At 35.9% G+C, this 24,842-nt stretch carries 28 protein-coding genes and 2 tRNA genes; 23 read left to right on the forward strand and 7 right to left on the reverse strand.

What is annotated here, in order from left to right; translation table 11 throughout:
• The coding region (locus tag GZ212_RS08700; protein WP_166959098.1) for a T9SS type B sorting domain-containing protein at positions 1-144 on the forward strand (144 nt) is incomplete at its 5' end.
• A gap of 359 nt (positions 145-503) precedes the next feature.
• Here the strand turns inward: GZ212_RS08700 and GZ212_RS08705 are convergent.
• Together GZ212_RS08705 and GZ212_RS08710 are read right to left on the reverse strand one after the other, a co-directional pair.
• On the reverse strand, positions 504-2,039 hold the full coding sequence (locus GZ212_RS08705; protein WP_166959100.1) for an OmpP1/FadL family transporter: 1,536 nt from the start codon (positions 2,037-2,039) through the stop codon (positions 504-506).
• A gap of 36 nt (positions 2,040-2,075) precedes the next feature.
• A complete protein-coding gene (locus GZ212_RS08710) occupies positions 2,076-2,993 on the reverse strand; it encodes a hypothetical protein (RefSeq protein ID WP_166959096.1) in 918 nt (305 codons plus the stop codon).
• Positions 2,994-3,094: 101 nt separating this feature from the next.
• Here GZ212_RS08710 and proS point away from each other — a divergent pair, with 101 nt between their 5' ends.
• From proS to rpsT, 3 genes are all read left to right on the forward strand, one after another.
• Complete coding sequence (gene proS, locus GZ212_RS08715) at positions 3,095-4,573, forward strand: proline--tRNA ligase (protein ID WP_166959102.1); 1,479 nt, start codon at positions 3,095-3,097, stop codon at positions 4,571-4,573.
• Between the two features lie 141 nt (positions 4,574-4,714).
• Positions 4,715-4,786: transfer RNA gene (locus GZ212_RS08720), tRNA-Glu, on the forward strand.
• Positions 4,787-4,818: 32 nt separating this feature from the next.
• On the forward strand, positions 4,819-5,070 hold the full coding sequence (gene rpsT, locus GZ212_RS08725; RefSeq protein ID WP_053972214.1) for a 30S ribosomal protein S20: 252 nt from the start codon (positions 4,819-4,821) through the stop codon (positions 5,068-5,070).
• A gap of 156 nt (positions 5,071-5,226) precedes the next feature.
• Here the strand turns inward: rpsT and rho are convergent, their stop codons facing one another.
• Positions 5,227-6,870, reverse strand: a complete 1,644-nt coding sequence (rho, locus tag GZ212_RS08730; protein ID WP_166959104.1) for a transcription termination factor Rho — start codon at positions 6,868-6,870, stop codon at positions 5,227-5,229.
• Between the two features lie 201 nt (positions 6,871-7,071).
• On the opposite strand from rho, the gene GZ212_RS08735 reads away from it, so the two are divergent.
• Positions 7,072-7,482, forward strand: a complete 411-nt coding sequence (locus tag GZ212_RS08735) for a DUF4293 domain-containing protein (protein ID WP_166959106.1) — start codon at positions 7,072-7,074, stop codon at positions 7,480-7,482.
• 57 nt (positions 7,483-7,539) lie between these two features.
• On the opposite strand, the gene GZ212_RS08740 is transcribed toward GZ212_RS08735, so the two are convergent.
• The gene (locus tag GZ212_RS08740) at positions 7,540-8,031 is read right to left on the reverse strand and encodes a metallophosphoesterase (RefSeq protein WP_166959108.1); all 492 of its coding nucleotides are present in this window, start codon (positions 8,029-8,031) and stop codon (positions 7,540-7,542) included.
• A 74-nt stretch (positions 8,032-8,105) separates the two neighbouring features.
• On the opposite strand from GZ212_RS08740, the gene truA reads away from it, so the two are divergent.
• Together truA and GZ212_RS08750 are read left to right on the forward strand one after the other, a co-directional pair.
• The gene (gene truA, locus GZ212_RS08745) at positions 8,106-8,852 is read left to right on the forward strand and encodes a tRNA pseudouridine(38-40) synthase TruA (RefSeq protein ID WP_166959110.1); all 747 of its coding nucleotides are present in this window, start codon (positions 8,106-8,108) and stop codon (positions 8,850-8,852) included.
• Positions 8,845-10,605, forward strand: a complete 1,761-nt coding sequence (locus tag GZ212_RS08750) for an ABC transporter ATP-binding protein (RefSeq protein WP_166959112.1) — start codon at positions 8,845-8,847, stop codon at positions 10,603-10,605. The genes truA and GZ212_RS08750 overlap by 8 nt, the downstream gene beginning before the upstream one ends.
• Here GZ212_RS08750 and GZ212_RS08755 read toward each other — a convergent pair.
• The 3 genes from GZ212_RS08755 to folP are packed head-to-tail and all read right to left on the reverse strand — an operon-like array spanning position 10,602 to position 13,030.
• The gene (locus GZ212_RS08755) at positions 10,602-11,375 is read right to left on the reverse strand and encodes a DUF3667 domain-containing protein (RefSeq protein ID WP_166959114.1); all 774 of its coding nucleotides are present in this window, start codon (positions 11,373-11,375) and stop codon (positions 10,602-10,604) included. The genes GZ212_RS08750 and GZ212_RS08755 overlap by 4 nt on opposite strands.
• Positions 11,376-11,381: 6 nt before the next feature.
• Complete coding sequence (gene cdaA, locus GZ212_RS08760) at positions 11,382-12,167, reverse strand: diadenylate cyclase CdaA (RefSeq protein WP_053972222.1); 786 nt, start codon at positions 12,165-12,167, stop codon at positions 11,382-11,384.
• Between the two features lie 35 nt (positions 12,168-12,202).
• Positions 12,203-13,030, reverse strand: a complete 828-nt coding sequence (folP, locus tag GZ212_RS08765; protein ID WP_166959116.1) for a dihydropteroate synthase — start codon at positions 13,028-13,030, stop codon at positions 12,203-12,205.
• A gap of 142 nt (positions 13,031-13,172) precedes the next feature.
• Here folP and GZ212_RS08770 point away from each other — a divergent pair, with 142 nt between their 5' ends.
• The 16 genes from GZ212_RS08770 (at position 13,173) to GZ212_RS08845 (ending at position 24,824) form a co-directional block, all read left to right on the forward strand.
• The gene (locus GZ212_RS08770) at positions 13,173-13,706 is read left to right on the forward strand and encodes a DUF1599 domain-containing protein (protein ID WP_166959118.1); all 534 of its coding nucleotides are present in this window, start codon (positions 13,173-13,175) and stop codon (positions 13,704-13,706) included.
• Between the two features lie 3 nt (positions 13,707-13,709).
• Positions 13,710-14,804 carry a BT_3928 family protein gene (locus GZ212_RS08775; protein WP_166959120.1) on the forward strand — a complete coding sequence of 365 codons (1,095 nt, stop codon included), beginning with the start codon at positions 13,710-13,712 and terminating at the stop codon, positions 14,802-14,804.
• Positions 14,805-15,881, forward strand: coding sequence for an ABC transporter permease (locus GZ212_RS08780; RefSeq protein ID WP_166959122.1), 1,077 nt, complete (start codon positions 14,805-14,807; stop codon positions 15,879-15,881).
• 1 nt (position 15,882) lies between these two features.
• Positions 15,883-16,377, forward strand: a complete 495-nt coding sequence (locus GZ212_RS08785; RefSeq protein WP_166959124.1) for a TlpA disulfide reductase family protein — start codon at positions 15,883-15,885, stop codon at positions 16,375-16,377.
• Positions 16,374-17,123 carry a triose-phosphate isomerase gene (tpiA, locus tag GZ212_RS08790; protein ID WP_166959126.1) on the forward strand — a complete coding sequence of 250 codons (750 nt, stop codon included), beginning with the start codon at positions 16,374-16,376 and terminating at the stop codon, positions 17,121-17,123. The genes GZ212_RS08785 and tpiA overlap by 4 nt, the downstream gene beginning before the upstream one ends.
• A gap of 224 nt (positions 17,124-17,347) precedes the next feature.
• Positions 17,348-18,175 carry a 50S ribosomal protein L11 methyltransferase gene (gene prmA, locus GZ212_RS08795; protein WP_166959128.1) on the forward strand — a complete coding sequence of 276 codons (828 nt, stop codon included), beginning with the start codon at positions 17,348-17,350 and terminating at the stop codon, positions 18,173-18,175.
• Between the two features lie 16 nt (positions 18,176-18,191).
• On the forward strand, positions 18,192-18,467 hold the full coding sequence (locus tag GZ212_RS08800; RefSeq protein WP_053972231.1) for an ATP-dependent Clp protease adaptor ClpS: 276 nt from the start codon (positions 18,192-18,194) through the stop codon (positions 18,465-18,467).
• A 69-nt stretch (positions 18,468-18,536) separates the two neighbouring features.
• Positions 18,537-18,610, forward strand: a tRNA-Arg gene (locus GZ212_RS08805).
• A gap of 152 nt (positions 18,611-18,762) precedes the next feature.
• Positions 18,763-19,113, forward strand: coding sequence for a DUF983 domain-containing protein (locus GZ212_RS08810; RefSeq protein ID WP_232394511.1), 351 nt, complete (start codon positions 18,763-18,765; stop codon positions 19,111-19,113).
• Positions 19,114-19,115: 2 nt separating this feature from the next.
• Complete coding sequence (locus GZ212_RS08815) at positions 19,116-19,748, forward strand: Crp/Fnr family transcriptional regulator (protein ID WP_053972233.1); 633 nt, start codon at positions 19,116-19,118, stop codon at positions 19,746-19,748.
• A gap of 71 nt (positions 19,749-19,819) precedes the next feature.
• Complete coding sequence (locus tag GZ212_RS08820) at positions 19,820-20,641, forward strand: sulfite exporter TauE/SafE family protein (protein WP_166959130.1); 822 nt, start codon at positions 19,820-19,822, stop codon at positions 20,639-20,641.
• A 78-nt stretch (positions 20,642-20,719) separates the two neighbouring features.
• On the forward strand, positions 20,720-22,135 hold the full coding sequence (locus GZ212_RS08825; RefSeq protein ID WP_166959132.1) for a rhodanese-like domain-containing protein: 1,416 nt from the start codon (positions 20,720-20,722) through the stop codon (positions 22,133-22,135).
• Between the two features lie 147 nt (positions 22,136-22,282).
• A complete protein-coding gene (locus GZ212_RS08830) occupies positions 22,283-23,701 on the forward strand; it encodes a rhodanese-like domain-containing protein (RefSeq protein WP_166959134.1) in 1,419 nt (472 codons plus the stop codon).
• A 36-nt stretch (positions 23,702-23,737) separates the two neighbouring features.
• Entirely contained in the window at positions 23,738-24,088 is a 351-nt protein-coding gene (locus GZ212_RS08835; protein WP_166959136.1) for a rhodanese-like domain-containing protein, read from the forward strand.
• Between the two features lie 5 nt (positions 24,089-24,093).
• Positions 24,094-24,360, forward strand: a complete 267-nt coding sequence (locus GZ212_RS08840; RefSeq protein WP_166959138.1) for a heavy-metal-associated domain-containing protein — start codon at positions 24,094-24,096, stop codon at positions 24,358-24,360.
• 2 nt (positions 24,361-24,362) lie between these two features.
• Complete coding sequence (locus GZ212_RS08845) at positions 24,363-24,824, forward strand: cytochrome c (protein WP_166959140.1); 462 nt, start codon at positions 24,363-24,365, stop codon at positions 24,822-24,824.
• The last annotated feature ends 18 nt before the right edge of the window (positions 24,825-24,842 follow it).

Genomic DNA, 24,842 nt, shown 5'->3' on the forward strand with positions numbered 1-24,842 from the left:
CCCACTGGCGAGGGATGGGACGGTACCTACAACGGGGAGCTGATGCCATCGAGCGACTACTGGTTCACGGTCGAGTACACCGAACCGGGAGAAAGCAACGGGGAAACAAAGATCCTAAAGGAACATTTTACCCTCAAGCGTTAATAAAGGAAACTCTTAAACTAACTTCATTATAAACCTAAAAAGCCCCTGAGAAATCAGAGGCTTTTTTATTTTAGTTTTGGTTGAATGATTTTATTGAATGGCTTGCTTTTATAATATGGAATTAGCATCGATATTCATTTTGATTAATCAGCTGGAATCTAACGAGAATTGGGTTTTGGGGATTTATAGTTTCTTATTAACAGTTCCCTTAAGCTCCGGAATAAGTCTAACATTGAAATTGGGACTGTCTAATATGATGAAAAGAAGAATCAATGAGGCTAAGTCATTATAAAAAAGGAAAACCAGGGAAAATATTCTCTGGTTTTCTTTTTTTGACTTGATCCAATTATGGAAAGTTATTATAGATTGAATCCAACGGTAAAAGTAATGTTGGATTGCTTGTTATCAATAAAAGCACTATTTGAAAAGCCTGGATTGCTATATAAGCGGTAATTGGAGTCTCGTTGTGCCTGATCAAAGGTTAAATCCATATTGAAATTACTAAAGGAATATCCAAGACCAACAGAGTAACCGTTCAAATCACTTTGATAGAAGCTATCCTTGTATGGGCTTTCTTCAAATCGATAACCACCTCTTATACTCAATTGATTTAATCTTAATTCACCACCAATCTTATAAGTTGATGCCGTAGTAAGAAGATTGTTTATAATACTATTTTGCTCTGAAAAATGGGGGTCTGAAGATGGTTTAAATTTAGTACTGCTGTAATCTCTTAAAGAATAATCAAAACTAATGAGACCATATTTTCCGAAAACATAAGCTAAACTTCCAGTAAATTTCCCTGGTGATTTTAGATTGTATGCTGGATATACATTTATAATATCGCCGATGTATCCTATTTCAGGATCAGCATAATTTGAATCTATATTTTGGCTGCTTTCTTCTTCAATACGATACCAAGTAGGAGAGTTATAGGTTAATCCAACTCTTAAACTTTGGGTAACTTTTACAATAGATCCTAATTGAAACGAAAAACCAGAACCGTAGGTAGATAGAATATTTTCAAAATAAACATTACTAACTAGCGCGTCTGGATGAGAATTCGATTCATAATATTGAGTGATTTTATCATAGTTTATGAAATGGGAATTCAGGTTTATACCAAAATAAATCCTATCAGTAAATTGTGAAGAGAAATTAAGAGAGAATTTCCCATTATATCCTGTAGAATTATAAATGTAACTTTGATTAAAAGAATCCGCCGGAGCTATATTAGACAAATAATTGGTTTCTTCGTCATTGGTCAGGTCATCTAAATTGACAGGATCAATAATTCCGGCCCAATACCCTAAAAAGACTTGTTGGACTGAATAACCGTAATTAGGATTGGCTCCAATATTTGCATAGGCATCTTCAATATATTCTCCAGTTTGCAATTTTAAAACCCCGAATGGAATTGCTTGGTTTTGAGTAATAGAAAGGAAGTAGTTATCGATGGAGGAATTACTAGTTCCCCTTGCCAACCAATTGTTGTCGTAATCTTCTACCTTATCATAAGAGGCTCCAAAAGCAAATTTCTTCCATTTAGAATCTGGATTTCTATTATAAAAAACAAAGGCAGCACCGGTTTGATTAAGGTCAAAGTTCGTTTTTTTAGAGTTATTAAATCCGTTGTAATATTGAACATCGTTATTTTTGATGTTGATAGCTGTAGAAATAGAAATATGGCTATCGTTAAAAATAGACGAACCAGCGGGGTTGATACTTACGGCGCTCATGTCACCGCCTAAAGCTCCAAAAGCACCACTTAAAGCTCTAAATCGAGCGGTACCTTGGATATTGTCTTCTGAATATCTCACAGCATCTGTAATGTCTTGGGAAAAACCAAATTGTATCATTCCCATTACAAGGGTCAAAAGGGCAATTTTTTTCATAAATATTTTTCTTTTCAGATAAGTAATTAGTTAGGACTAGCGTCGACCACCGCCTCCACTTGATCTAGATCCTCCGCCGCCAGATCTCATTCCGCCACCGCTAGAGCTTCTACTTGGTGTAGAATAACTTCTAGAAGGGGATGTTGATCTATTGTTATAAGATCTCGTCGTCCTTGTGCTTCTTGAAGAATTATTATTTCTTATATTAGTTTGAGGTCGCACAGTAGTATTTCTGGTAGATCTCATTGTTCTTACCGAATTGTTGGATCTCGTATTTAAATTACTTCTGTTTCTCATCTGGCTGCTAGATCTTCTAGTAACTGCAGAATTTCGAGAGTTATAACCTCTATCAGCGTAGGCATATCTTGAGTAACCTCTTCTTGTAGAAACTCTATTATAATAGTAGGGGTTGTTATAATAAGGGTAATAATAACCAGAACCATACCATCCAGAGCCCCAGCCCCAGTAGCCGCCCCAATAACCACCCCAGTACCCAGCTCCCCAGCCCCAGCCATATCCCCAACCCCAGTAAGGGTTGGCATAGCCCCAGCCTAAAGACCAATATGGGTTGCCCCACCACCAACTGTCATTGTAAACGTTTACAGAGATATTACTTGATGATTGGCCCCAACCGGCGTATCCTGTATAGCCATCTTCAGCATAGTATTGGTCATCATAATTGCCTTGGTAAGAATCAACATCGGTGAAAACTTCACCTTGCTGATCTGCTGGCATTTGATAATCCATGGATTTCTCTTTGAATAAATTTTGGTAGTAAGCAGAATTATCAGGTTGAACTGCTACTTCTTCTTGGTATTCAACACTATTTCCTGAACCATAAATACCGTCGTTGTTTTGACTTGCATATTGGGATGACCCGCAAGAAGTCAAAAGAACCATAATTCCTAAAACAGGCATTACCGGTACTTTGATCATATTGTAAATAAATCTCATAACTCTTAATTTTTATTGTTGAACATAACAAAAATAGTTAGTTTTGCCCAACTATTTCCCTTATTTAACAAAAGCACAATATTTGTGCCAAAACACTGTACATGAGTAAAAAACTTACAAGTAGAGCAGAGGATTATTCCAAGTGGTATAACGAGTTGGTTGTCAAGGCTGATTTAGCTGAAAATTCAGCAGTTAGAGGTTGCATGGTTATCAAACCTTATGGATACGCCATTTGGGAGAAAATGCAAGCCGAATTAGACCGAATGTTTAAGGAAACTGGACATAAAAATGCCTATTTCCCATTATTTGTTCCAAAAAGTTTATTTGAGGCAGAAGAAAAGAATGCAGAAGGATTTGCCAAAGAATGTGCAGTAGTTACACATTATCGCCTTCAAAATGATCCGGATAAACCAGGGAAACTAAGGGTTGATCCAGAAGCAAAATTAGAAGAAGAGCTTGTTGTGAGGCCAACTAGTGAGGCGGTTATTTGGAATACCTATAAAGGTTGGATTCAATCTTATAGAGATTTACCGATTTTAATTAATCAATGGGCAAATGTGGTACGATGGGAGATGCGAACACGCCTATTTTTAAGAACGGCAGAATTTTTATGGCAAGAAGGCCATACGGCCCATGCCACTAGGGAAGAAGCTGTAAGGGAAACGGAGTTGATGAACAATGTGTATGCTAGTTTTGCGGAAAACTTTATGGCTATACCTGTGATTAAAGGTGTAAAAACAGAAAGTGAACGATTTGCTGGTGCTGTGGATACTTATTGTATAGAAGCATTAATGCAAGATGGTAAAGCATTGCAGGCAGGAACATCTCATTTCTTGGGACAGAATTTTGCAAAGGCATTTGATGTGAAGTTTGCTAATAAGGAAGGAAATTTAGATTATGTTTGGGCTACCTCATGGGGGGTTTCTACACGATTAATGGGTGCGTTAATAATGACCCACAGTGATGACAATGGGTTGGTTTTGCCTCCAAATTTAGCGCCTGATCAAGTGGTTATTGTTCCTATCTACAAATCAATGGAGCAATTGAATGAAATTTCTGAATTAGCTCAAGTCATAATTTCTGAATTAAGGGAAAAAGGAGTTTCTGCCAAGTTGGATGATAGAGATACTTTAAGACCAGGAGCTAAGTTTGCTCAACACGAATTGCAAGGAGTTCCAGTTAGAATTGCCATTGGGCCAAAAGATTTGGAAAATCGAACGGTTGAATTGGCGAGACGGGATACTCTAACCAAAGAAATTGTTCCGTTGGATACTTTAACGGGGAAAATAGAAGGCTTGATGGAAGAGATTCAGGTGAGTCTATATAAAAGAGCTCTGGAGTTTAGAGATAATCACATAACCGAGGTAGATTCATTTGAATCGTTTAAAGAAGTATTAGAGACTAAGGGAGGCTTTATTTCCGCCCATTGGGATGGTACTGCAGAGACCGAGGCAAAAATCAAGGAATTGACCAAAGCTACCATTAGATGTATCCCTGTAGATGCTAAAGAGGAGTCCGGAAACTGCGTGTTAACAGGGAATCCTTCTAGTAAGAGGGTACTTTTTGCAAAGGCCTATTAAATTTTTTTAAAAAAAATTAGATTAGGTGTTGCAACATTTAAAAATAGTTGTATTTTTGCATCCGCAATGGAAACATTGAACGTTTTTTGAAAAATTTTGCAAGTTTAAATTTTTATTTTATATTTGCACACTCAAAAAAATGGCCCGTTCGTCTATCGGCTAGGACGCCAGGTTTTCATCCTGGTAAGAGGGGTTCGATTCCCCTACGGGCTACAATTTTTTTATAAAAGGAAAGAAGTTAGAAAATGGCAAATCATAAGTCAGCATTAAAGAGAATCAGAAGTAACGAAGCAAAGAGAGTGCTTAACAGATACCAGCACAAAACAACTCGTAATGCTATTAAAAAGTTACGTGAATTAACTGATAAGAAAGAAGCAGAATCTTTATATCCTTCTGTAGCATCTATGGTAGATAAGTTAGCTAAGAAGAATATCATTCATTCAAATAAGGCTGCTAACCTTAAGTCTAGTTTGGCTAAGCATGTAGCTGCTCTATAATTATTTGGTTAAAGGTTATATAATAATGAAAGAGCTTCCTTATGGGAAGCTTTTTTATTTTGTACCATTACGAGAATAACGTAAAGTGGTTTAAAGATGAAATAAAAAAAAGCCTTGGAAATTTTTCCAAGGCTTTTTTGTTTCATTAAGTTTTGATTATCCATTCATGGATATTAAAAACTCTTCGTTGTTTCTTGTTTGTTTAAATCTATCATTGATAAATTCCATGGCTTCAACGGGGTTCATATCTGCTAGATATTTTCTCATAATCCACATGCGTTGTACTGTAGTCTCATCGAGTAATAAATCATCTCTACGAGTACTGGAAGAGATTAGGTCAATAGCAGGGAATATTCTTCTATTGGCAATTCTTCTATCCAATTGAAGCTCCATGTTACCCGTACCTTTAAATTCTTCGAAGATGACTTCGTCCATTTTGGAACCTGTTTCTGTAAGGGCAGTTGCAATGATGGTTAAAGATCCTCCATTTTCTATATTACGTGCCGCTCCAAAGAAACGCTTAGGTTTGTGCAGTGCATTGGCATCAACACCCCCACTTAATATTTTTCCTGAGGCAGGTTGAACGGTGTTATAGGCTCTGGCCAATCTTGTGATTGAATCTAATAAAATAACCACATCATGTCCGCATTCAACTAATCTTTTTGCTTTTTCCAAAACGATATCGGCAATTTTCACATGCTCATGTGCTTCCTTGTCAAAAGTAGAAGCAATAACTTCACCACGCACATTACGTTGCATGTCGGTTACCTCTTCTGGTCTTTCATCAATCAACAAAATCATTTGGTAAACTTCAGGGTGGTTTGCAGCAATAGCATTAGCCACATCCTTTAATAACATGGTTTTTCCTGTCTTTGGTTGGGAAACAATCATTCCACGTTGTCCTTTTCCAATAGGAGCGAAAAGATCCATAATTCTTGTAGAAATGGTGCTTTGTCTTTCAGCTAAATTGAATTTTTCCTTTGGGAAAAGCGGGGTAAGGTGTTCAAAAGAAACACGATCTCTTACCACTTGAGGGTCTAAACCGTTAATCTTATTTACTTTGATTAAAGGGAAATATTTTTCTCCTTCTTTAGGAGGTCTTACGTTTCCTAAAACGGTATCACCTTTTTTAAGTCCAAACAACCTGATTTGTGATTGGGATACATAGATGTCATCAGGAGATGATAAATAGTTATAATCAGATGATCTTAAAAATCCATAACCATCCTGCATGATGTCTAGGACACCTTCACTTTCAATAATAGCATCAAATTCAAAATCAGGCTCTCTGTAACGGTTTCTGCTGTCTTTGTTGCCGTTAGGTTGGTTTCCTTTATTCTGATTCTGATTCTGATTTTGATTTTGATTCTTGTGATTGGTATTTTTTTGGCGACCTTTATTTTGATCTTTATTAGAGTTCTGGTCTTTATTGGAATTGTCGCGAGGTTTTGGTTTTTCTTGTGCTGCCGGTTTGGCTGGCTTCGCTTGATCCTCAGTTTTATTTTGTTGTTGTGCTGGTTTGCTTTCAGGTTTTTTAGTTGCCTGTGGCTTGTTGTCAGTTTGTGGAGCGTTATCTGACTTTTGAATTCTTTTTCTAGACCTTTTTTGTGGCTGAGATTCTTCTGTCTTTTCCTCTTTTACTACTTCTTGTACTGCCTTTGGGTTGGATGCTTGATGGTCTAAGATTTGGTAAACAAGATCCAATTTTTTGAGTGAACGAAATTTAGGAACGTTCAATTTTTGTGCTATTTCCTGTAATTCAGGAAGCTTTTTTTCTTTTAATTGTGATATTTCAAACATTAGATTGTTGAATTGAAAATTCGTGATTGAATTTGAATTAGAATGATTTTGAAAAAAATGACTTTTTTAATCGGAAGATTTAATTCAGTGCAACTGTGGATGTTGCCCTTTGTATTGCAATTATACAACATTATTTTTACAAATTGGGTTTATTTTCTAAAAATAATCTTCTATTTTTGTGCCCTCGTTTAAGAAAATTAGATGATACAACGCATTCAAACTTTATACCTTCTTTTATCGGCTATCGTTACTGGTGGATTGATTTTTGTTTTCCACTTATGGGTGACCAATGAGGGAGCAATTGTTTTTGCTAAGGATGAATTGTTGTTTTTGGGATTGTTTTTTGGTTCCACCTTGTTATCATTGATTTCGATATTTAATTTTAAAAATAGAAAGTCTCAGTTCGTAATGGGCAGACTTAACATCATATTAAACTTTATTTTACTAGGATTTTTCGTGTATCGATCTCTAAATTTATCTGGAGAAACAGTTGTTTCAGAGAAAGGTATTGGGATTTTTCTTCCTATTGTTTCTATCGTATTACTGGCTTTAGCCAATAAAGCCATTAAAAAGGATGAAGATCTTGTAAAATCAGTAGATAGATTACGGTAAACCTAACATCTTAGTAGTATTAGTGCGTTAAAACCCAGATTTTTTGTCTGGGTTTTTTTATTTCTTAAACTCAATCACTTCTAAATTATCAATTTTTTTTCCATCAATGGTAAACCTTAACATGGTTCTTACTTTATGAAATCCATGTTTGCCTACTGCCCCTGGATTCATATGAATGAGGTTTAGTTTTTTATCGGGCATGACTTTTAAAATATGCGAATGCCCGCAGATAAAAATTTTGGGAGGATGGGTGTGAATTTCCGGTTTGACTCGAGGGTTGTATTTAGGAGGGTAACCGCCTATATGGGTAATCCACACATCGACTTCTTCACAGAAGAATCTTAAGTTTTCTGGGAATTCTTGCCTCACCTTATTATCATCTATATTACCATGAACTGCTTTGAGTGGTTTCCATTTTTTGATTTCGTCGGTAACAGATAGGGCTCCAATATCCCCAGCATGCCATACTTCATCTGCCTGTTTGACATATTTTATGATGTCATCATCTATATAGCTGTGTGTATCAGAGAGTAGGAGGATTTTCTTCATTTAATGTTAATCTAAAAAGGAAACTCTTAAAACTGTGTATCTTTGTATCTTCAACTTACAAAATTAATCAATCCTTGAGATATTTTATTGAACTCTCTTATAATGGTAAGGCATATCACGGTTGGCAAAACCAACCAGATGCCATTTCGGTGCAAGAAGTTTTGGAAGATGCCTTATCAAAATTATTAGGAGAATCCATTGAAATTGTTGGTGCCGGAAGAACCGATGCGGGTGTTCACGCCTTACAAATGTATGCCCATTTTGATTATGAAGGCTCTATGGATAGCGATGATTTGATTTATAAGTTAAATTCGTTTTTGCCCAAGGATATTGCTATCTACGGAATCACTCAAGTGAGTTCTGAAGCTCATGCAAGATTTGACGCTACAAGTAGGTCTTATGTTTATAGGTTAGCTATTGAGAAAAATCCCTTTAATTTTGACAGTGCCTATTTTTTAAAAACAAAATTGAACTTGGAGGCAATGCAGGAAGCGACAAAAATCCTTTTTGAATATGAGGATTTTCAGTGTTTTTCTAAAAGCAATACCGATGTGAAAACCTATTTGTGTGATATTATGGCGGCGCATTGGACGGTCGTCGATGAGGAATGGCATTTTTATATCAAGGCAGATCGGTTTTTAAGAAATATGGTGAGGGCCATTGTAGGAACGCTATTGAATGTTGGTTTAGGGAAAATACCAGTGGCTTCTGTACATGATATTATTAGGTCAAAAGATAGAGGGCAGGCAGGTTATTCTGTACCAGCTCACGGTTTATATTTAAAGGAAATTTGTTACCCACAAGATATTTTTAATGAGTAGTACCAAAGTTTACGACATCAATCTTTTAAAAAGATTATTTACATACATCAAACCATATAAAAGGGTGTTTTATGGTGTGTTGGTTGCTGTTATATTATTAGCTGGATTTACCGCTGCCAGACCTAAAATTCTTCAATTGGCTATTGACAACAACATTGCAACAAGAACTTTGGAAGGCTTCATGCCCTATATATTAATTATGGGAGCTATGTTGATTGGTGAAGTCTTGTGTCAGTACTTATTCATTTTTTACTCGGGCTTTTTAGGGCAAAATGTGGTTAGGGATATTCGGGTCAAGCTTTTCAATCACATGATCCGATTCCGAATGAAATACTTTGATAATTCGTCGGTAGGGGTTTTGATAACAAGAGCCGTTACGGATATGGAACGTATAGCAGATGTGTTTGGTGAAGGTCTTTTTATGATTTTTAGGGATTTCCTAACCATGATAGTCGTGTCTATAGTGATGGTTTTTATGGATTGGGAATTAAGCCTTATTGTATTTCTGATGCTGCCGTTGGTGTTGTATGCTACTCGTGTCTTTCAAAAGTATATGAAATTGGCATTTGAAGAGGTGAGAACCGAGGTTTCCAATCTTAATTCGTTTGTTCAGGAACGTTTAACGGGGATGAAAATCCTTCAACTTTTTACAAGAGAAGATACAGAATATAGAAAATTCAAAGAAATCAATGAACGCCATAAAAAAGCATGGTTAAAAACCGTTTGGTATAATTCGATATTTTTCCCCATTGCAGAATTGTCCTCTTCTATAACTATTGGATTGGTAGTATGGTACGGAGGGAACAATGCTGTTTTGGACCAAAGTACATCTTTGGGAGATTTAACGGCCTTTATTATGATGATTCCCATGTTGTTTAGACCATTAAGACAAATTGCCGATAATTTCAACACCCTACAAATGGGAATGGTAGCCGCTAACAGAGTCTTTAAGGTTTTGGATACTACCTCACAAATTGATGATTCTGGAACCACGGAAATTGATGCCTTGAAAGGTGATCTCCATTTTGATAAGGTTAGATTTAGCTATGTAGCAGATGAAGAAGTTTTAAAAGGTATTTCCTTTGATGTAAAGGCAGGAGAAACTGTGGCCATCGTAGGGGCGACTGGAGCTGGTAAATCGACTATCATTAATCTGTTGAATCGCTTTTATGATATTACTGACGGAACCATTTTAGTGGATAACACAAATATTAAAGACATTACACTAGCTTCTTTAAGGACTCAAATAGCCGTTGTACTGCAAGATGTGTTTTTATTTGCCGACACCATTTTCAGTAATATTACTTTAAATCATCCAGAAATTACTCTCGAGGATGTGCAACAAGCAGCCAAGGATATAGGGATTCATGACTTTATCATGAGTTTGCCAAATGGTTATTTTTATAACGTAAAAGAGCGCGGAGTTATGTTGTCATCTGGACAGAGGCAGCTCATTTCTTTTTTAAGGGCTTATGTAACCAATCCAAGTATTTTGGTGCTGGATGAAGCGACTTCATCGGTGGATTCCTATTCAGAAAAATTAATTCAAACGGCTACAGAGAAAATCACCCAAGGAAGAACATCTATCATTATTGCTCATAGATTGGCTACCGTTAAAAAGGCTGACAAAATTATTGTCATGGATTCTGGTCAAATTGTAGAGCAGGGGACACACAAAGAACTTCTTAGAAAAGAAAACGGATACTACAAGAATCTATATGAAGTTCAATTTTTGCAAAAGGAAACTGCTTAGAGAGTGTCAGGAACACCATTGATTAAAATGTAAACGGCAGCTACAGCAAGAGAAGCCAGAACAAATAAAATGAAGAAGGTTATGCTGAAAATTATGGTTTTAAGAATAATTCCAGCCAAACTTAAGCTGTGAAGCCGCTTTAAGCAATAGGCCGAATAGACAATGAGAAGTGGCATGAGAGAGAAGCCCACAAATGTGAATGGTAAATCTAGAGCAAGAAGTATAATGGTATAGAAAAAGGAGAATATAGAAAATTGAGATTGGATATACATGAAGATCACCAAGTGCTCTGTGTAATTAAATTTTTTAATATTGATAAAAATTAACTTTGAGAGTAGGGCATAAAGTGGAATGTAAAACATCATAAATAATGTATGATATTCACTCGTCCAAGTTTGAATATCATTTTGCATGTCAATAGTAAACTGATTACCATCTTTATTCATCTTAGAAAAATCCATGGCATCTGGAAATAGTTTGTTGATTACAAAAAGTTGCAAACCGGCCATGGTAACAGCAACCGCAAAGTAACTAATCGCATCTGCATATTTTTTCCTAGTTCCATTAATGTAACTTTCAATAACTTCTTCGGGCTTGGTGAATAGTGTGATGAAGGTTTGAAGAAATCTATTGTCTATATTGAAATATTGTTCCCCAATGTAGTTGAAAATGTTTGCAATGGTCAGCCTGTTTCTGATAATTTGAGCACCGCATTTCCTACAATAGTTGTCGGTTTCTTCAAGATGGGATTCACAATTTTTACAATTCATAGGCTCCTAGGACAGATCTTTTTTAATCATATCAATCAATTCTTGGGTATCATTGAACATGATAAATTCACCGTCCATGAAATAGGAGATTTGTCCAGTTTCTTCACTTACCACTATGGCCAAGGCATCGGTTTTTTCAGTAACACCAACTGCCGCTCTATGCCTTAGGCCGAAACGATTTGGTAGACTTTTTTCATTGTTTACTGGAAGAATAACCCTTGTAGCTTTCACGATATTTCCAGAAATTATTGCGGCACCATCGTGAAGCGGACTGTTTTTAAAAAAGATGCTTTCTAGAATGGCCTGTGTCACTTTAATATTCATGTCGTCTCCCGTTTTACAAAGGAAATCTAAGTTGTTGTTTCGTTCTAAAACAATTAAAGCTCCGGTTTTTGTGGTTGCCATTTTGTTACAAGCAGAAATGATGGAATCCACATCCATATCTAAAACTTGTTCGGTTTTCAAAAAATTGAACTGCTTGAAAAAGTTCCCGCCTTTTCTGAAATTAGTAGACCCAATCATCAATAAAAATTTCCTGATCTCTGGTTGGAAGACCACAATTAATGCAATAATACCCACACTCATGAATCCGCCCAATATTTTACTAAGCATTTTCATTTGAAGAGCATCTGTAATTAAGAAGATAAAATATATGATTACAATACCTATGAAAATATTGATAGCTACAGTGCCTTTAAGAAGCTTGTATATATAATAGAGTAGGAAGGCAACCAGTATGACATCAATGATGTCGACAACCGTGAATTTTAATAGCTCATTAAAGATTTCCAAGTGAAAGGCGTTTAGGTAAAAATAAAAATTTCCAATTAGTTTGAAATCATTTCATTAAATAATTTCACAGTCTCTATAGCTTCTTTTACATCATGAACTCTCAATATTTTTGCTCCTTTTAAAAGGCTTATGGTATTAATGCTGGTGGTTCCATTTAAAGCTTGATCTGCTGTTGTTTCTAAAGTTTTGTATATCATGGATTTCCTTGAGACTCCCACTAATAAAGGTTTGTCGATGATATTCAATAATTCTAATTTGTTCAGCAATTCAAAATTTTGTTTGGTGCTCTTTGCAAATCCAAACCCTGGATCTATAATCAAATCAACAATACCTTTGGATTTAGCCAATTGGATTCTTTCAGAAAAGTAATAGATCATTTCTTTCAATAAATCGTCATAGGAAGTCATTTGCTGCATCGTTTGGGGTGTTCCCCTCATGTGCATCATGATGTATGGCACTTTTAAATTTCCAACCACCTCTATCATTTGGTCGTCCAGATGACCAGCTGAAATATCATTTACTACGGCTGCCCCTGCTTCAATGCAGTTCTTGGCTACTTCACTTCTAAAGGTGTCAATTGAGATGAGAATTTGAGGGAATTCTTTTGTCAATAACTCAACAATGGGAATGCTTTTTTGAAGTTCTTCACTTTCCGAAACAAAATTCGCGTTGGGACGAGAGCTGTAAGCTCCAAGATCGATAAAAGTGGCACCTTGTTCAAGCATTGCTTCAACTTGGCTTAAAATGTCACTTTCAGATTTATATTTCCCACCATCAAAAAAGGAATCAGGAGTGACGTTTAAAATTCCCATCACTTTAGGGGTGGAAAGATCTATTAAGTTGCCTTTACAGTTTATGGTCATAATAATTAGAGTCTAAATAACATTGCAATGGTTGAATGATGCAACAAAAATATGGAATCGCAAAGAGGTATCAACTTTAGGCTTGGATTACTTGAAACTTTGAACAATTTAAGCGAAATTTACACAAAATTCATTTCAATTTATGCAGGATACCTCAAAACAATACGACGATGTTATTAAAACATGTCGGGACCTCTTTGTGAATAAAATGAAAGACTACGGAAGCGCCTGGAGGATTTTAAGATTACCTTCCCTTACTGATCAAATTTTTATTAAAGCCCAAAGAATTCGCGGCTTGCAAGAAAATGATGTAAGGAAAGTAAACGAGGGCGAAGTCAGTGAGTTTATTGGAATCATTAATTACAGCGTGATGGCTTTGATTCAATTGGACAAAGGTGTGGTTGAGCAACCCGATTTATCCGTGGAAGAAGCTACCAAACTATATGATGAAAAAGTAGAAGTGACCAAGAGCTTAATGATGGACAAAAATCATGATTATGGTGAGGCCTGGAGGGATATGCGTGTAAGTTCTTTAACCGATTTGATTCTGCAGAAATTATTGAGGGTCAAGCAAATTGAAGATAATCAAGGAAAGACCCTAGTGAGTGAAGGAATTGATGCCAATTATCAAGACATGATCAACTACGCCGTTTTTGCCTTAATCCATTTAAATTAAATTATGAAGATATTAGTTACTGTTTTCCGAATCTTAGTTGGTGTATTATTCATTATTTCAGGGTTAATTAAACTGAATGACCCCTTAGGTTTCTCCTACAAGTTACAAGAGTATTTTAGTGAACAAGTTTTAAACCTTCCGGCGTTAGAGCCTTATGCTTTGTTAATTTCGGTGTTCGTGGTTGTTTTTGAAGTTGTTTTGGGTGTTTTTCTACTTATTGGATATAAACCCAAATTCACCGTTTGGAGCTTACTGGGGATGATAGTGTTTTTCACGTTTCTTACTTTTTATTCGGCCTATTTCAATAAGGTAAAGGATTGTGGATGTTTTGGTGATGCTTTAAAATTGACTCCTTGGGAAAGTTTTTGGAAGGATGTGGCTTTACTGGTCATGATACTATTTTTGTTTATTGGGCTAAAATATATCAAACCCATTTTTAGCACCTTTGTGGTTACTGTTGTTGCGCTGGTTGGATTTTTAGGTAGTTTATGGTTTGGATATCACGTTTTGATGCATTTGCCTTCAAAAGATTTTAGACCCTATAAAGTGGGTGCCAATATCAACGAAAATATGATAGTTCCTGAAGGAGCACCAAAAGCGGTCAATGATTACCATTGGAAATTCAAAGTAAATGGAGAGGAAAAAATCATTACAACCAGAGGAGAGTATCCAACGGTTAACGGTGAGTTTATTGGTGTAGATACCGAGGAAGTCACTCCGGGATACGAACCACCTATTCATGATTTTTCAATTGAAAGGGACGGAGAAGACTATACAGAGGATATGTTGAATGAGGATAAGCTGGTTATGATTGTGACTTACAACTTGAACAATGCAGAGGCTGATGGCTTGAGTAAATTGAGTTCTTTGGAAAAGGAAGCAAAAGCTAATGGTTATAAAGTGATAGGGATGACAGCCAGTGGTCCAGAAACCCAAGATAGGGTAAAAAAAGACTACAGTTTAGATTTTGATTTCTATTTCTGCGATGAAACTGCCTTAAAAACTATTGTAAGGGCTAGTCCGGGAATTTTAGTTCTAAATAATGGAACCATTACTCAAAAAGTTCATTGGAATGATTTAGAAGATTTGAAGTTGTAATTGATCAAGTATTTTTTAAATAAAGCTTTTTATGCCTTCCTCACTATGTTTGGTGTAGTGACGGTCATCTTTTTTCTTTTTAATGTGCTACCAGGGGATCCAGCGCAAATGATGTTGGGTCAAAATGAAGATAGTGAGCAGTTGGCAATTGTTAAGGCTAAATATGGTTTTGATAAGCCCTTATTGACTCAGTACTTTTATTACTTGAATGATTTAAGTCCCATTTCTTTTCATTCAAAAAATGAAGGCGATTATACCCATTTACAAAAAGGGAAATATACGGCTTCTCAACTTTTTTCAATTGGGAATTCTACTATTGTTGTTAAATTTCCCTACCTAAGGGAGTCGTTTACAAAACAAGGAAAAAAAGTTAGTTCCGTATTGGCGGAAACACTTCCCAATACTTTTGTTTTAGCAGTTTCAGCGATTACAATGGCTATGTTTCTGGGAGTTGTTTTGGGAATTGTTTCGGCTCTATTTAAAGATAAATGGCTGGATAAGGTCATTCAAATAGGTTCCACTTTTGGGATGAGTATACCTTCTTTTTTTAGTGCTATTCTTTTTGCTTGGTTTTTTGGATTTGTGTTGCATAAATATACCCATTTGGAAATGACAGGTAGCTTATATGAGTTGGATGATTTTGGGGAATCCATGCACATTCGTTGGAAAAACTTATTGCTTCCAGCCGTAGTTTTGGGTATTCGGCCTTTGGCGGTGGTAATTCAATTAATGCGAAATTCGTTGTTGGAAGTATTCAATCAAGATTATATCAGAACGGCTAGAGCCAAGGGATTAAGTGAATTTCAAATAGTGAAGAGACATGCAATCAAAAATGCTTTGAATCCTGTGGTGACAGCTATTTCAGGATGGTTTGCTTCCATGCTGGCAGGAGCTGTTTTTGTGGAGTATATTTTTGGTTGGAATGGTCTTGGAAAAGAAATCGTCAATGCTTTGAACACGCTAGATTTACCGGTAATAATGGGTTCCGTGTTAATTATTGCGCTTTTGTTTATTATTATCAATATTTTTGTAGATATCATCTATGTTTACCTAGATCCTAAAGTCAAATTAGAATAACATGATTAAAAAAATAGCCCTTTTATTTGTAGCTGCCCTAATGTATACAACAACTCAGGCGCAAGAAAATCCAACAGTTTTTTCAGAAAAAGCCCTAAATGATACTTTCATCACTTTGGATGGTGATTCTGTTAGCTTTCAATCCATTCTTGAGAAACATCAGGGAAAAATGCTCTTCATTGAAGTTTGGGCTTCTTGGTGCAGTGATTGTATTAAAGGCATGCCTAAAGTAAAAGAACTGCAAAAGGAATATGAGGCAATAGACTTTGTGTTCTTGTCCTTGGATAAGTCCATCGAGAGTTGGAAAAAGGGTATCGACAAATATGAAGTTAAAGGGGAGCACTATTTTATGCAATCTGGTTGGAAAGGAGATTTTGGTACCTTCTTAAAACTGGATTGGATTCCAAGATATATGGTTGTTGATGAAAAAGGCAACATCAAAATTTACAAAGCCATTAAGGCTGATGATACCAATTTAAAATCTGTATTAAAATGAGAAAAAAAATTGTTGCAGGTAACTGGAAGATGAACAATGATTTGGCACATACCGAGTCTTTGATTTCGGACCTTAAAAAACAAAAAAACACCTCCAATGCTGAGGTAATGATTGCACCGACTTTTACGAATCTTTGGATGGCTTTTGAATCATTGCGTCAAAGTGATATTGAGGTAATCGCGCAAAACATGCACTTTGCAGAAAGTGGAGCATACACGGGAGAAATAAGCGCGCAAATGCTAAAGAGTATTGGGGTAACCACAGTTATTTTAGGTCATAGTGAAAGAAGGGCATATTTTAATGAGACGAATGAATTGTTGGCCAAGAAAGTAGATGCTGCTTTGGATAACGATATGAGTGTGATTTATTGTTTTGGTGAAGAATTAAGTGATAGAAAATCGGGAAAAGAAGAAGATGTAGTAAAAAGCCAGATTTCAGAAGCCTTATTCCATTTACCAAAAGAGGCTTTTAAGAGTATTGTTTTAGCTTATGAGCCTGTTTGGGCTATTGGTACAGGAGAAACTGCTTCTCCAGAACAAGCTCAAGATATGCATGCTTTTATCAGAAAAACCTTGGCTGATATGTATGGAGAAGATGTTGCAGATTCGGTTTCCATTTTATATGGAGGAAGTGTTAAACCAGATAATGCGAAAGAGATTTTTTCAAAACCAGATGTTGATGGAGGACTCATAGGAGGAGCCTCCTTAAAAGCAGACGATTTCTTTGCTATTGTAAATGCATTTTAAAATAAATCAAAAGGGGTGAAAATTTCACCCCTTTTTTATTCTTCCTTTCTTGTAGCCATTGGGAATTCCTGCAGGGTTTCTTCAAGATTTACGTTTCAATTCTGATGGTAACCTTCCTAAACTAGGTTTTTTGCTGGAAGGTATATTGGGAAAATGCAAAAAGAAATATAAAATTCTATTTGGCACTAAAACGATTAGTACTTTTGCCAAAAAAATAACCTCCCATGATTTATATTGGCTACTATTTTAAGGTTCAACCTTTGGAACCTGCTGTAGAGATTTTAATCGCAGAATTAGGCTATGTAGGATTTGATAGCTTTGTTGAAACCGAAGAAGGTGTGTCTGCTTATATTCTTAAAGAGGAGTGGAGGGAAAACATATTGGACGATATACAGATTTTAAAATCTGATGAGTTTGAAATTTCCTATCATTTTGAGGATATAGAACAGGTGAATTGGAATGAGGAATGGGAGCGGAATTTTTCTCCAATTATTGTTGATGACCTTTGTGCTATTAGAGCGCCTTTTCACGAGAAATTTGATGCCAAGTATGACATTGTTATTGAGCCCAAAATGAGTTTTGGTACAGGGCATCATGAAACAACCCATATGATGATTCAATACGTATTGAAAAATGAGTTTGAAGGGAAATCGGTCCTGGACATGGGGTGCGGTACAGGTGTTTTGGCCATCTTGGCAGAAATGAGAGGTGCTACACATTTGGACGCTATAGATATTGATAATTGGTGCTATATCAATAGTTTGGAAAATGTTGAGCGTAATAATTGCAGCCATATTAATGTTTTTGAAGGAGATGCCAATATGCTTGCTAATAGAAGCTATGATGTCATCATTGCCAATATCAACAGGAATATCCTTCTTAATGACATAAAGACATATGTGGCTTCGTTGAAAGAGAATGGCACACTTTTGTTGAGTGGTTTTTACCGAGAGGACATCCCATCCATTGAGGCTGAGTGCAATAAGCATATGTTAAAACTCGTTGAAACTCTGGAAAAGAACCATTGGGTTGCCCTAAAATTTATAAATTAGTAGAAATTAATAGCTTATGAGTATCAAGGAAAAAGTTTCAGTAGATGTACTCCTTGAAGAAGAAGTACAAAACCAAAATGAGATTGTCTTGTACAATGATGATGTAAATACTTTTGATCATGTAATTAACACCTTAATTTATGCCTGTGATCACACTCCGGAACAGGCAGAACAGTGTTCCATTATAGTTCACTATAAAGGAAAGTGTACGGTAAAAACAGGTGATTTTGATGATTTAAGACCGCGTTGCAGTATGTTATTGGATGCTGGTTTGAGTGCAGAAATTGTATAAACTTTTATTTTTTTTTAAATCCCTTTCGGATAATAAATAATTGATTTATATTTGCACCCACTTTAAAAAGGCCTCGTGGCGCAACTGAATAGCGCATCTGATTACGGCTCAGAAGGTTGCAGGTTTGAATCCTGCCGAGGTCACAACCTAAAACCCTATCAATTTTGATAGGGTTTTTTATTTCCCGGCAGACTTATATGTAACCCATGTTACTTTTAAACCTTTTTGAAAGGTTTAGTTTTACTTCAAATTTTTAAAAATGTTGAAAGGAACAAAACTATACAGCATATTTACTATGACATGTCCCCGATGTCAAGAAGGAGCCTTTTTTGAAGGGTCTATTTTTGATGTTTCCAATATTGGAAAAGTGAGAGACCATTGCCCTAAATGCCAAATGAAATATCATATGGAGCCAAGTTTTTATCAGGGCTCATACTATGTTTCTTATAGTTTGGGAGTGGCATTGTTTGTAGCCATATGGGTTTTAAAACTATTGTTTTTCCCAGATAAAGGTCCTGGGTTTCTTTTTGTGACTTTCTTGGTATCTTTGGTTATCTTAGCTCCAATATTGTATAGATTGTCCAAAATTATTTGGGCCAATCTTTTTTTTAAGTTTAAAAAAGAAGATCAAAAAACTTCACATTAATCATGATACAGGAACTCACCGAAGGATACGGTCATATATTTGAAAAAGCTTTAATCAACGATATCATTCAGGTTGGAACCTTTAAGGAAATTCCCGCAGGTCATAAAATGATGGAAATAGGTGAGTTTGTTAAGTCTATGCCTCTATTGATATCTGGGGCTATTAAGGTTTTAAGAGAAGATCAAGATGGTGATGAACTACTTTTATATTATTTAGAAAAGGGAGATACCTGTTCTATGACTATGGCTTGTTGTATGGGGCAGCATAGAAGTCAGATTAGAGCGATTGCCGAAGTCGATTCAAAATTGATTATGGTGCCTATAGCCAAAATGGAGGAGTGGACTTCCAAATATAAAAGTTGGAGGAACTTTATCTTTGAAAGTTATCATAATCGCATCAACGAGTTGTTATCAACAATTGATAGTATAGCCTTTTACCAAATGGACGAACGCCTTATTCAATATCTAAAGGAAAAGGCTCGTGTAAATAAGGAAAATATTATTAAAAATACCCATCAAGAAATTGCCTATGATTTGCATACATCACGGGTGGTCATATCCAGGTTGCTGAAAAAGCTAGAGCAAATGGGAAAGATAGAGCTGCATAGAAATTATCTTGAAATAATTGATTTGTAGTTTTATGTAACACTTGTTACTGCGAGCCTGAGTGTCTCCCCATAAATTTGCCTTAAAACGAAATCAAAATCATGACACTACTAGAAATTTTTGGCTATATCAGCGCTTTAATTATTGGGATTTCTTTAGGCCTTATAGGTGGAGGAGGATCCATCTTAGCGGTCCCTGTTTTAGCTTATTTGTTTTTAATTAATGAAAAAGCAGCTACGGCGTATTCCCTTTTTATTGTTGGAGCAAGTGCTTTAGTAGGAGGTATTAAACAACATTTCAAGGGGTATGTTGATTGGAGGACTGCTTTTGTTTTTGGAGCGCCAGCCATTATTGGAGTGTCTGTTGTAAGACATTATGTTGTTCCAGCACTACCAGAAGTTTTGTTTGAAATAGGTTCTTTCGAGTTTACAAGAAGGATGGGAATGTTTGGACTTTTTGCTGCATTAATGATTCCGGCGGCGTTTTCTATGTTAAAAAACAAGAAAGTCAAAAAAGAATTAAAGGCTGTTGAAAAACAAGAAGTCAAATATAATTATCCACTAATTCTTTTAGAAGGATTAATTGTAGGAGGAATCACAGGAATGATTGGTGCTGGTGGTGGATTTTTAATTATTCCAGCCTTAGTGATCTTAGCCAATGTTGAAATGAAAGTGGCGGTAGGTACATCTCTTATTATCATTGCTTTAAAATCATTAATGGGCTTTTTCTTGGGAGATGCATTAACAATGAATATTGACTGGACCTTTCTTTTGGTCTTTACATTAATCTCTTTTGTCGGTATTTTTATCGGAAGCTATTTAAGTAATTTTATAGATGGTAAAAAACTAAAAAAAGGATTTGGATATTTCATTTTCGTAATGGCTTTTTTCATATTTTATATGGAATTCTTTGTGAAAAATTAAATGTAACCAAAGTTACTGAAAAGAAGGAGTTTACCTTTTAATTTTGAATTATATCAAATTAATTTAAATCTAATTACAATGAAAGTAGAACAAATTTATACCGGATGTTTAGCGCATGCCGCCTATTATATTGAAAATAATGGTGAAGCAGCGGTATTTGATCCGTTAAGGGAGGTAGGTCCCTATATTGACAGAGCTAAGGAAGATGGAGCTAAAATCAAATATGTTTTTGAAACTCACTTCCATGCCGATTTTGTAAGTGGTCACCTTGACCTAAGAGCAAAAACTGGAGCTGATATTGTTTTTGGACCTAATGCCAAACCAGGTTATGAAGCAATTGTAGCTGAAGATGCTCAAATATTTAAGGTTGGAAATTATCAAGTAAAAGTAATTCATACCCCTGGGCATACTATGGAAAGTACGACTTATCTTCTAATCGATGATAAAGGAAAGGAACACGGTATTATTACGGGTGACACTTTATTTATTGGAGATGTAGGACGACCTGATTTGGCCCAACATGTGGTGGCAGATTTGACAGAAGAGAAGTTGGCGGCTCATTTATTTGACTCCTTGCGTAATAAAATTATGCCTTTAAGTGATGACTTAATTGTTTATCCTAACCATGGAGCGGGTTCAGCTTGTGGGAAAAAAATGAGTACTGAGACAACAGATACTTTAGGAAATCAAAAGAAAACCAATTATGCTTTAAGAGCTGATATGACCAAAGAGGAATTCATTAAGGAATTGCTTACTGGGCTTACTACACCTCCTGGTTATTTTCCTCAGAACGTTTTAATGAACATCAAGGGGTATGAAAGTTTGGATACCATTATGGATCGCGCTACCAAAGCTTTAACGCCAGAGGAATTTGAGGTCATAGCCAATGAAACTGGGGCTTTGTTGTTAGATACTAGAGAGAATGAAGACTTTGCAAAAGGGTTCGTTCCAAATAGTATCAATATTGGTTTGGAAAGTAATTTCGCTATGTGGGTAGGAGAAATGATCCCCGATGTGAAACAGGAAATATTATTTATCACTTATCCAGGGAAGGAAGAAGAAACGATCACAAGATTATCTAGAGTGGGGTATGACCATTCTATAGGTTATTTAAAAGGTGGATTTGAAAGCTGGAAAGAAAGCGGAAAGGAAGTTGATTCTGTATCCCGAATTTCTCCTGAAGAGTTAGAAAAAAGATATGAAGACAAACCACTTATAATCGATGTCAGAAAAAAGAGTGAGTTTGATTCTGAACATATTATCGATGCGGTAAATGTACCTTTAAATGAAATTAATAAACACTTGTCCGAATTTCCGAAGGACAAACCATTTGTTTTACATTGCGCAGGAGGTTACAGAAGTATGATTGCAGCCTCTATTTTAAAACAAAGAGGATGGGAAAATTTTGTAGATGTTGAAGGAGGTCTTGATGAAATCTCTGCCAACACCCAAATTCCGAAAACAGATTACGTCTGTCCCACAACGTTATTATAAAGTACTCGTCAAAGTACCTACTCATTTTCTTAGAAAGCAGCATTGATTATGTCAATGCTGCTTTTTTTTGTGGGTATCACGTGAATGTAACCAATGTTACTGTAAGACAATAGGTTTGAAATTATTTTTGAAAATAAAATAGAACGAATGACTATAGAACAAATTTATACCGGATGTTTAGCTCAAGGAGCTTATTATATTGAAAGCAATGGTGAGGTCGCTATTATTGATCCGCTTAGAGAGGTTCAACCATATATAAAAAAAGCTAATTGCAGAAATGCTAAAATCAAATATATCTTTGAAACGCATTTTCATGCTGATTTTGTTAGCGGACACGTGACCCTTTCCAAGAAAACAGGAGCCCCAATTATATATGGTCCAAATGCGAACCCTAGTTTTGATGCTATTATAGCAAAAGATGGGCAAGAATTTTCTTTGGGGGCTGTTACCATTAAAGTTTTGCATACTCCAGGTCATACAATGGAAAGTACGACCTATTTGTTGCGAGATGAACATGGTAAGGATCATGCTATTTTTAGTGGAGACACCTTGTTCCTGGGAGATGTAGGAAGACCTGATTTAGCTCAAAAGGCTGCAGATATGACCCAAGAACAATTAGCAGAAACCCTTTTTGATTCCTTAAAGGATAAAATCATGCCTTTATCAGATGACGTGGTGGTTTATCCGGCACATGGTGCTGGTTCAGCCTGTGGTAAAAACATGATGAAGGAAACTGTAGATACCTTAGGTCACCAAAAGGAAATGAATTATGCTTTGAGAGCAGATATGACCAAAGAGGAGTTTGTAAGAGAAGTAACAGATGGTCTTTTGCCTCCACCTGAATATTTTCCTTTGAATGTCAAATTGAATAAAGAAGGTTATGAGGATATAGATAAGGTTTTGGCTCAAGGTACTAGAGCTTTAACACCTAATGAGTTTGAATTGGCAGCTAATGAAACAGGAGCTATTGTGTTGGATGTTAGATCTGAAGAAGAATTTTCAAAAGGTCATATCCCAAGGTCCATATTTATTGGCTTGGATGGCAATTTTGCACCTTGGGTAGGAGCATTGATAGCAGATATTGCTCAGCCCTTGTTGTTGGTAGTTGAAGAGGATCGTGTCGAAGAGGCAGTTACTAGATTGTCAAGAGTAGGATTTGACCAAACTTTAGGTTATTTAAAAGGTGGGTTTGAATCCTGGAAAACAGAATCAAAAGATTATGATTCGGTTTGCTCCATTTCTTCAGAAACCTTTAAGGAAATTATGGAAACTGAAGCACCCATTGAAGTTTTTGATGTTAGAAAGGAGAGCGAGTATTTTTCAGAGCACTTGTTGGATGTAGAAAATACACCTTTAGATTATCTTAATGATTATTTATCAAAGTTCCCTAAAGATGATACATTTTATCTGCATTGTGCTGGAGGCTATAGAAGTATGATTACAGCTTCAATTTTAAAAAGTAGAGGATATCATAATTTAATTGATATAAATGGGGGGATTGACGGTCTAAAAGAAGCGGGGGTTCCTGTTACAGATTATGTATGTCCATCCACTTTAAACCAATAAACCCAAACTCAATACATTAAACAAAAATTAGTAAGTATGTCATTTTTAAGTGATTTAATGGGGCTAGGTGCCCAGAATATAGAAGGAATAGATGTCCTTGAAATTTCAGAATATAAAAAGGCTATTCAAGACAATGTGCAACTGGTAGACGTCAGAACACCTGAAGAATACCAAAGAGGCACTATTAAAAATGCCTTGAATTTAGATTATTTTGATCAGGGATCTTTTCGAGAAGGTTTTGCCAAAATGGACAAATCAAAACCCGTTTATGTTTTTTGCAGATCAGGACAGCGTAGCTTCAATGCTGCAAAAGTTTTGAGAAAAATGGGATTTATTCAAATATATGATCTCAAAGGAGGATATCTCGCCTGGGAGAAAAATTTTTAATTCAAATGAAAACAGCAATAATAGTTCAAAATCTAAAATGTGGAGGTTGTGCAAAAACAATCATTTCCAAAGTGTCTGAAATACATAATATTTCTGACGTTGAGGTTGACGTGATGCAATCCAAAGTTTCTTTTCACAGTAATTCAGAAGCAGATAGTTTGAAGGTAAAGGAGACTTTAAAGTCCTTGGGATATCCATCGATTGATGAAGAAAATGGTCTAACAGCAAAAGCCAAGTCAATGGTAAGTTGTATGACAGGTAAAATAAGTTAATTATGAAAAAAATAGTGGCATTAGTAATGGTTTTTATAGGCTTGAATGCTTGTGAACAACCCGAAAAAAAAGAGAACTATCTAGCGGCAGACCGTGTAGAGACTAGTCGTGAAAATCATCCTGGGAAAGCACTTTTAGATTCTAAATGTGCAGTTTGTCACAGTCCTACGGCTACAATGGATAATAGGTTGGCTCCACCTATGCAAGCTGTGAAAATGCACTATTTGGGATCAGAAACTAGTAAAGAAGATTTTAAATCTGCGATTTGGGAGTTTGTTAAAGAACCTACTCTAGAAAAATCCCAAATGCCTGGGGCCGTAAGAAAGTTTAACTTGATGCCCAAACAAGCATTTAGTGAGGAAGACATTAGGTTGATTGCAGATTATATGTTTGAAAATGAATTGAACCAGCCAGAATGGTTTAAAGACCATCAAAAGCAGGGATGTCAGAACAAAAGACTTTAGGCAATAAGCCTTCTGCTG

This window comes from Mangrovimonas sp. CR14, assembly GCF_011764015.1.
Classification (GTDB): domain Bacteria; phylum Bacteroidota; class Bacteroidia; order Flavobacteriales; family Flavobacteriaceae; genus Mangrovimonas; species Mangrovimonas futianensis.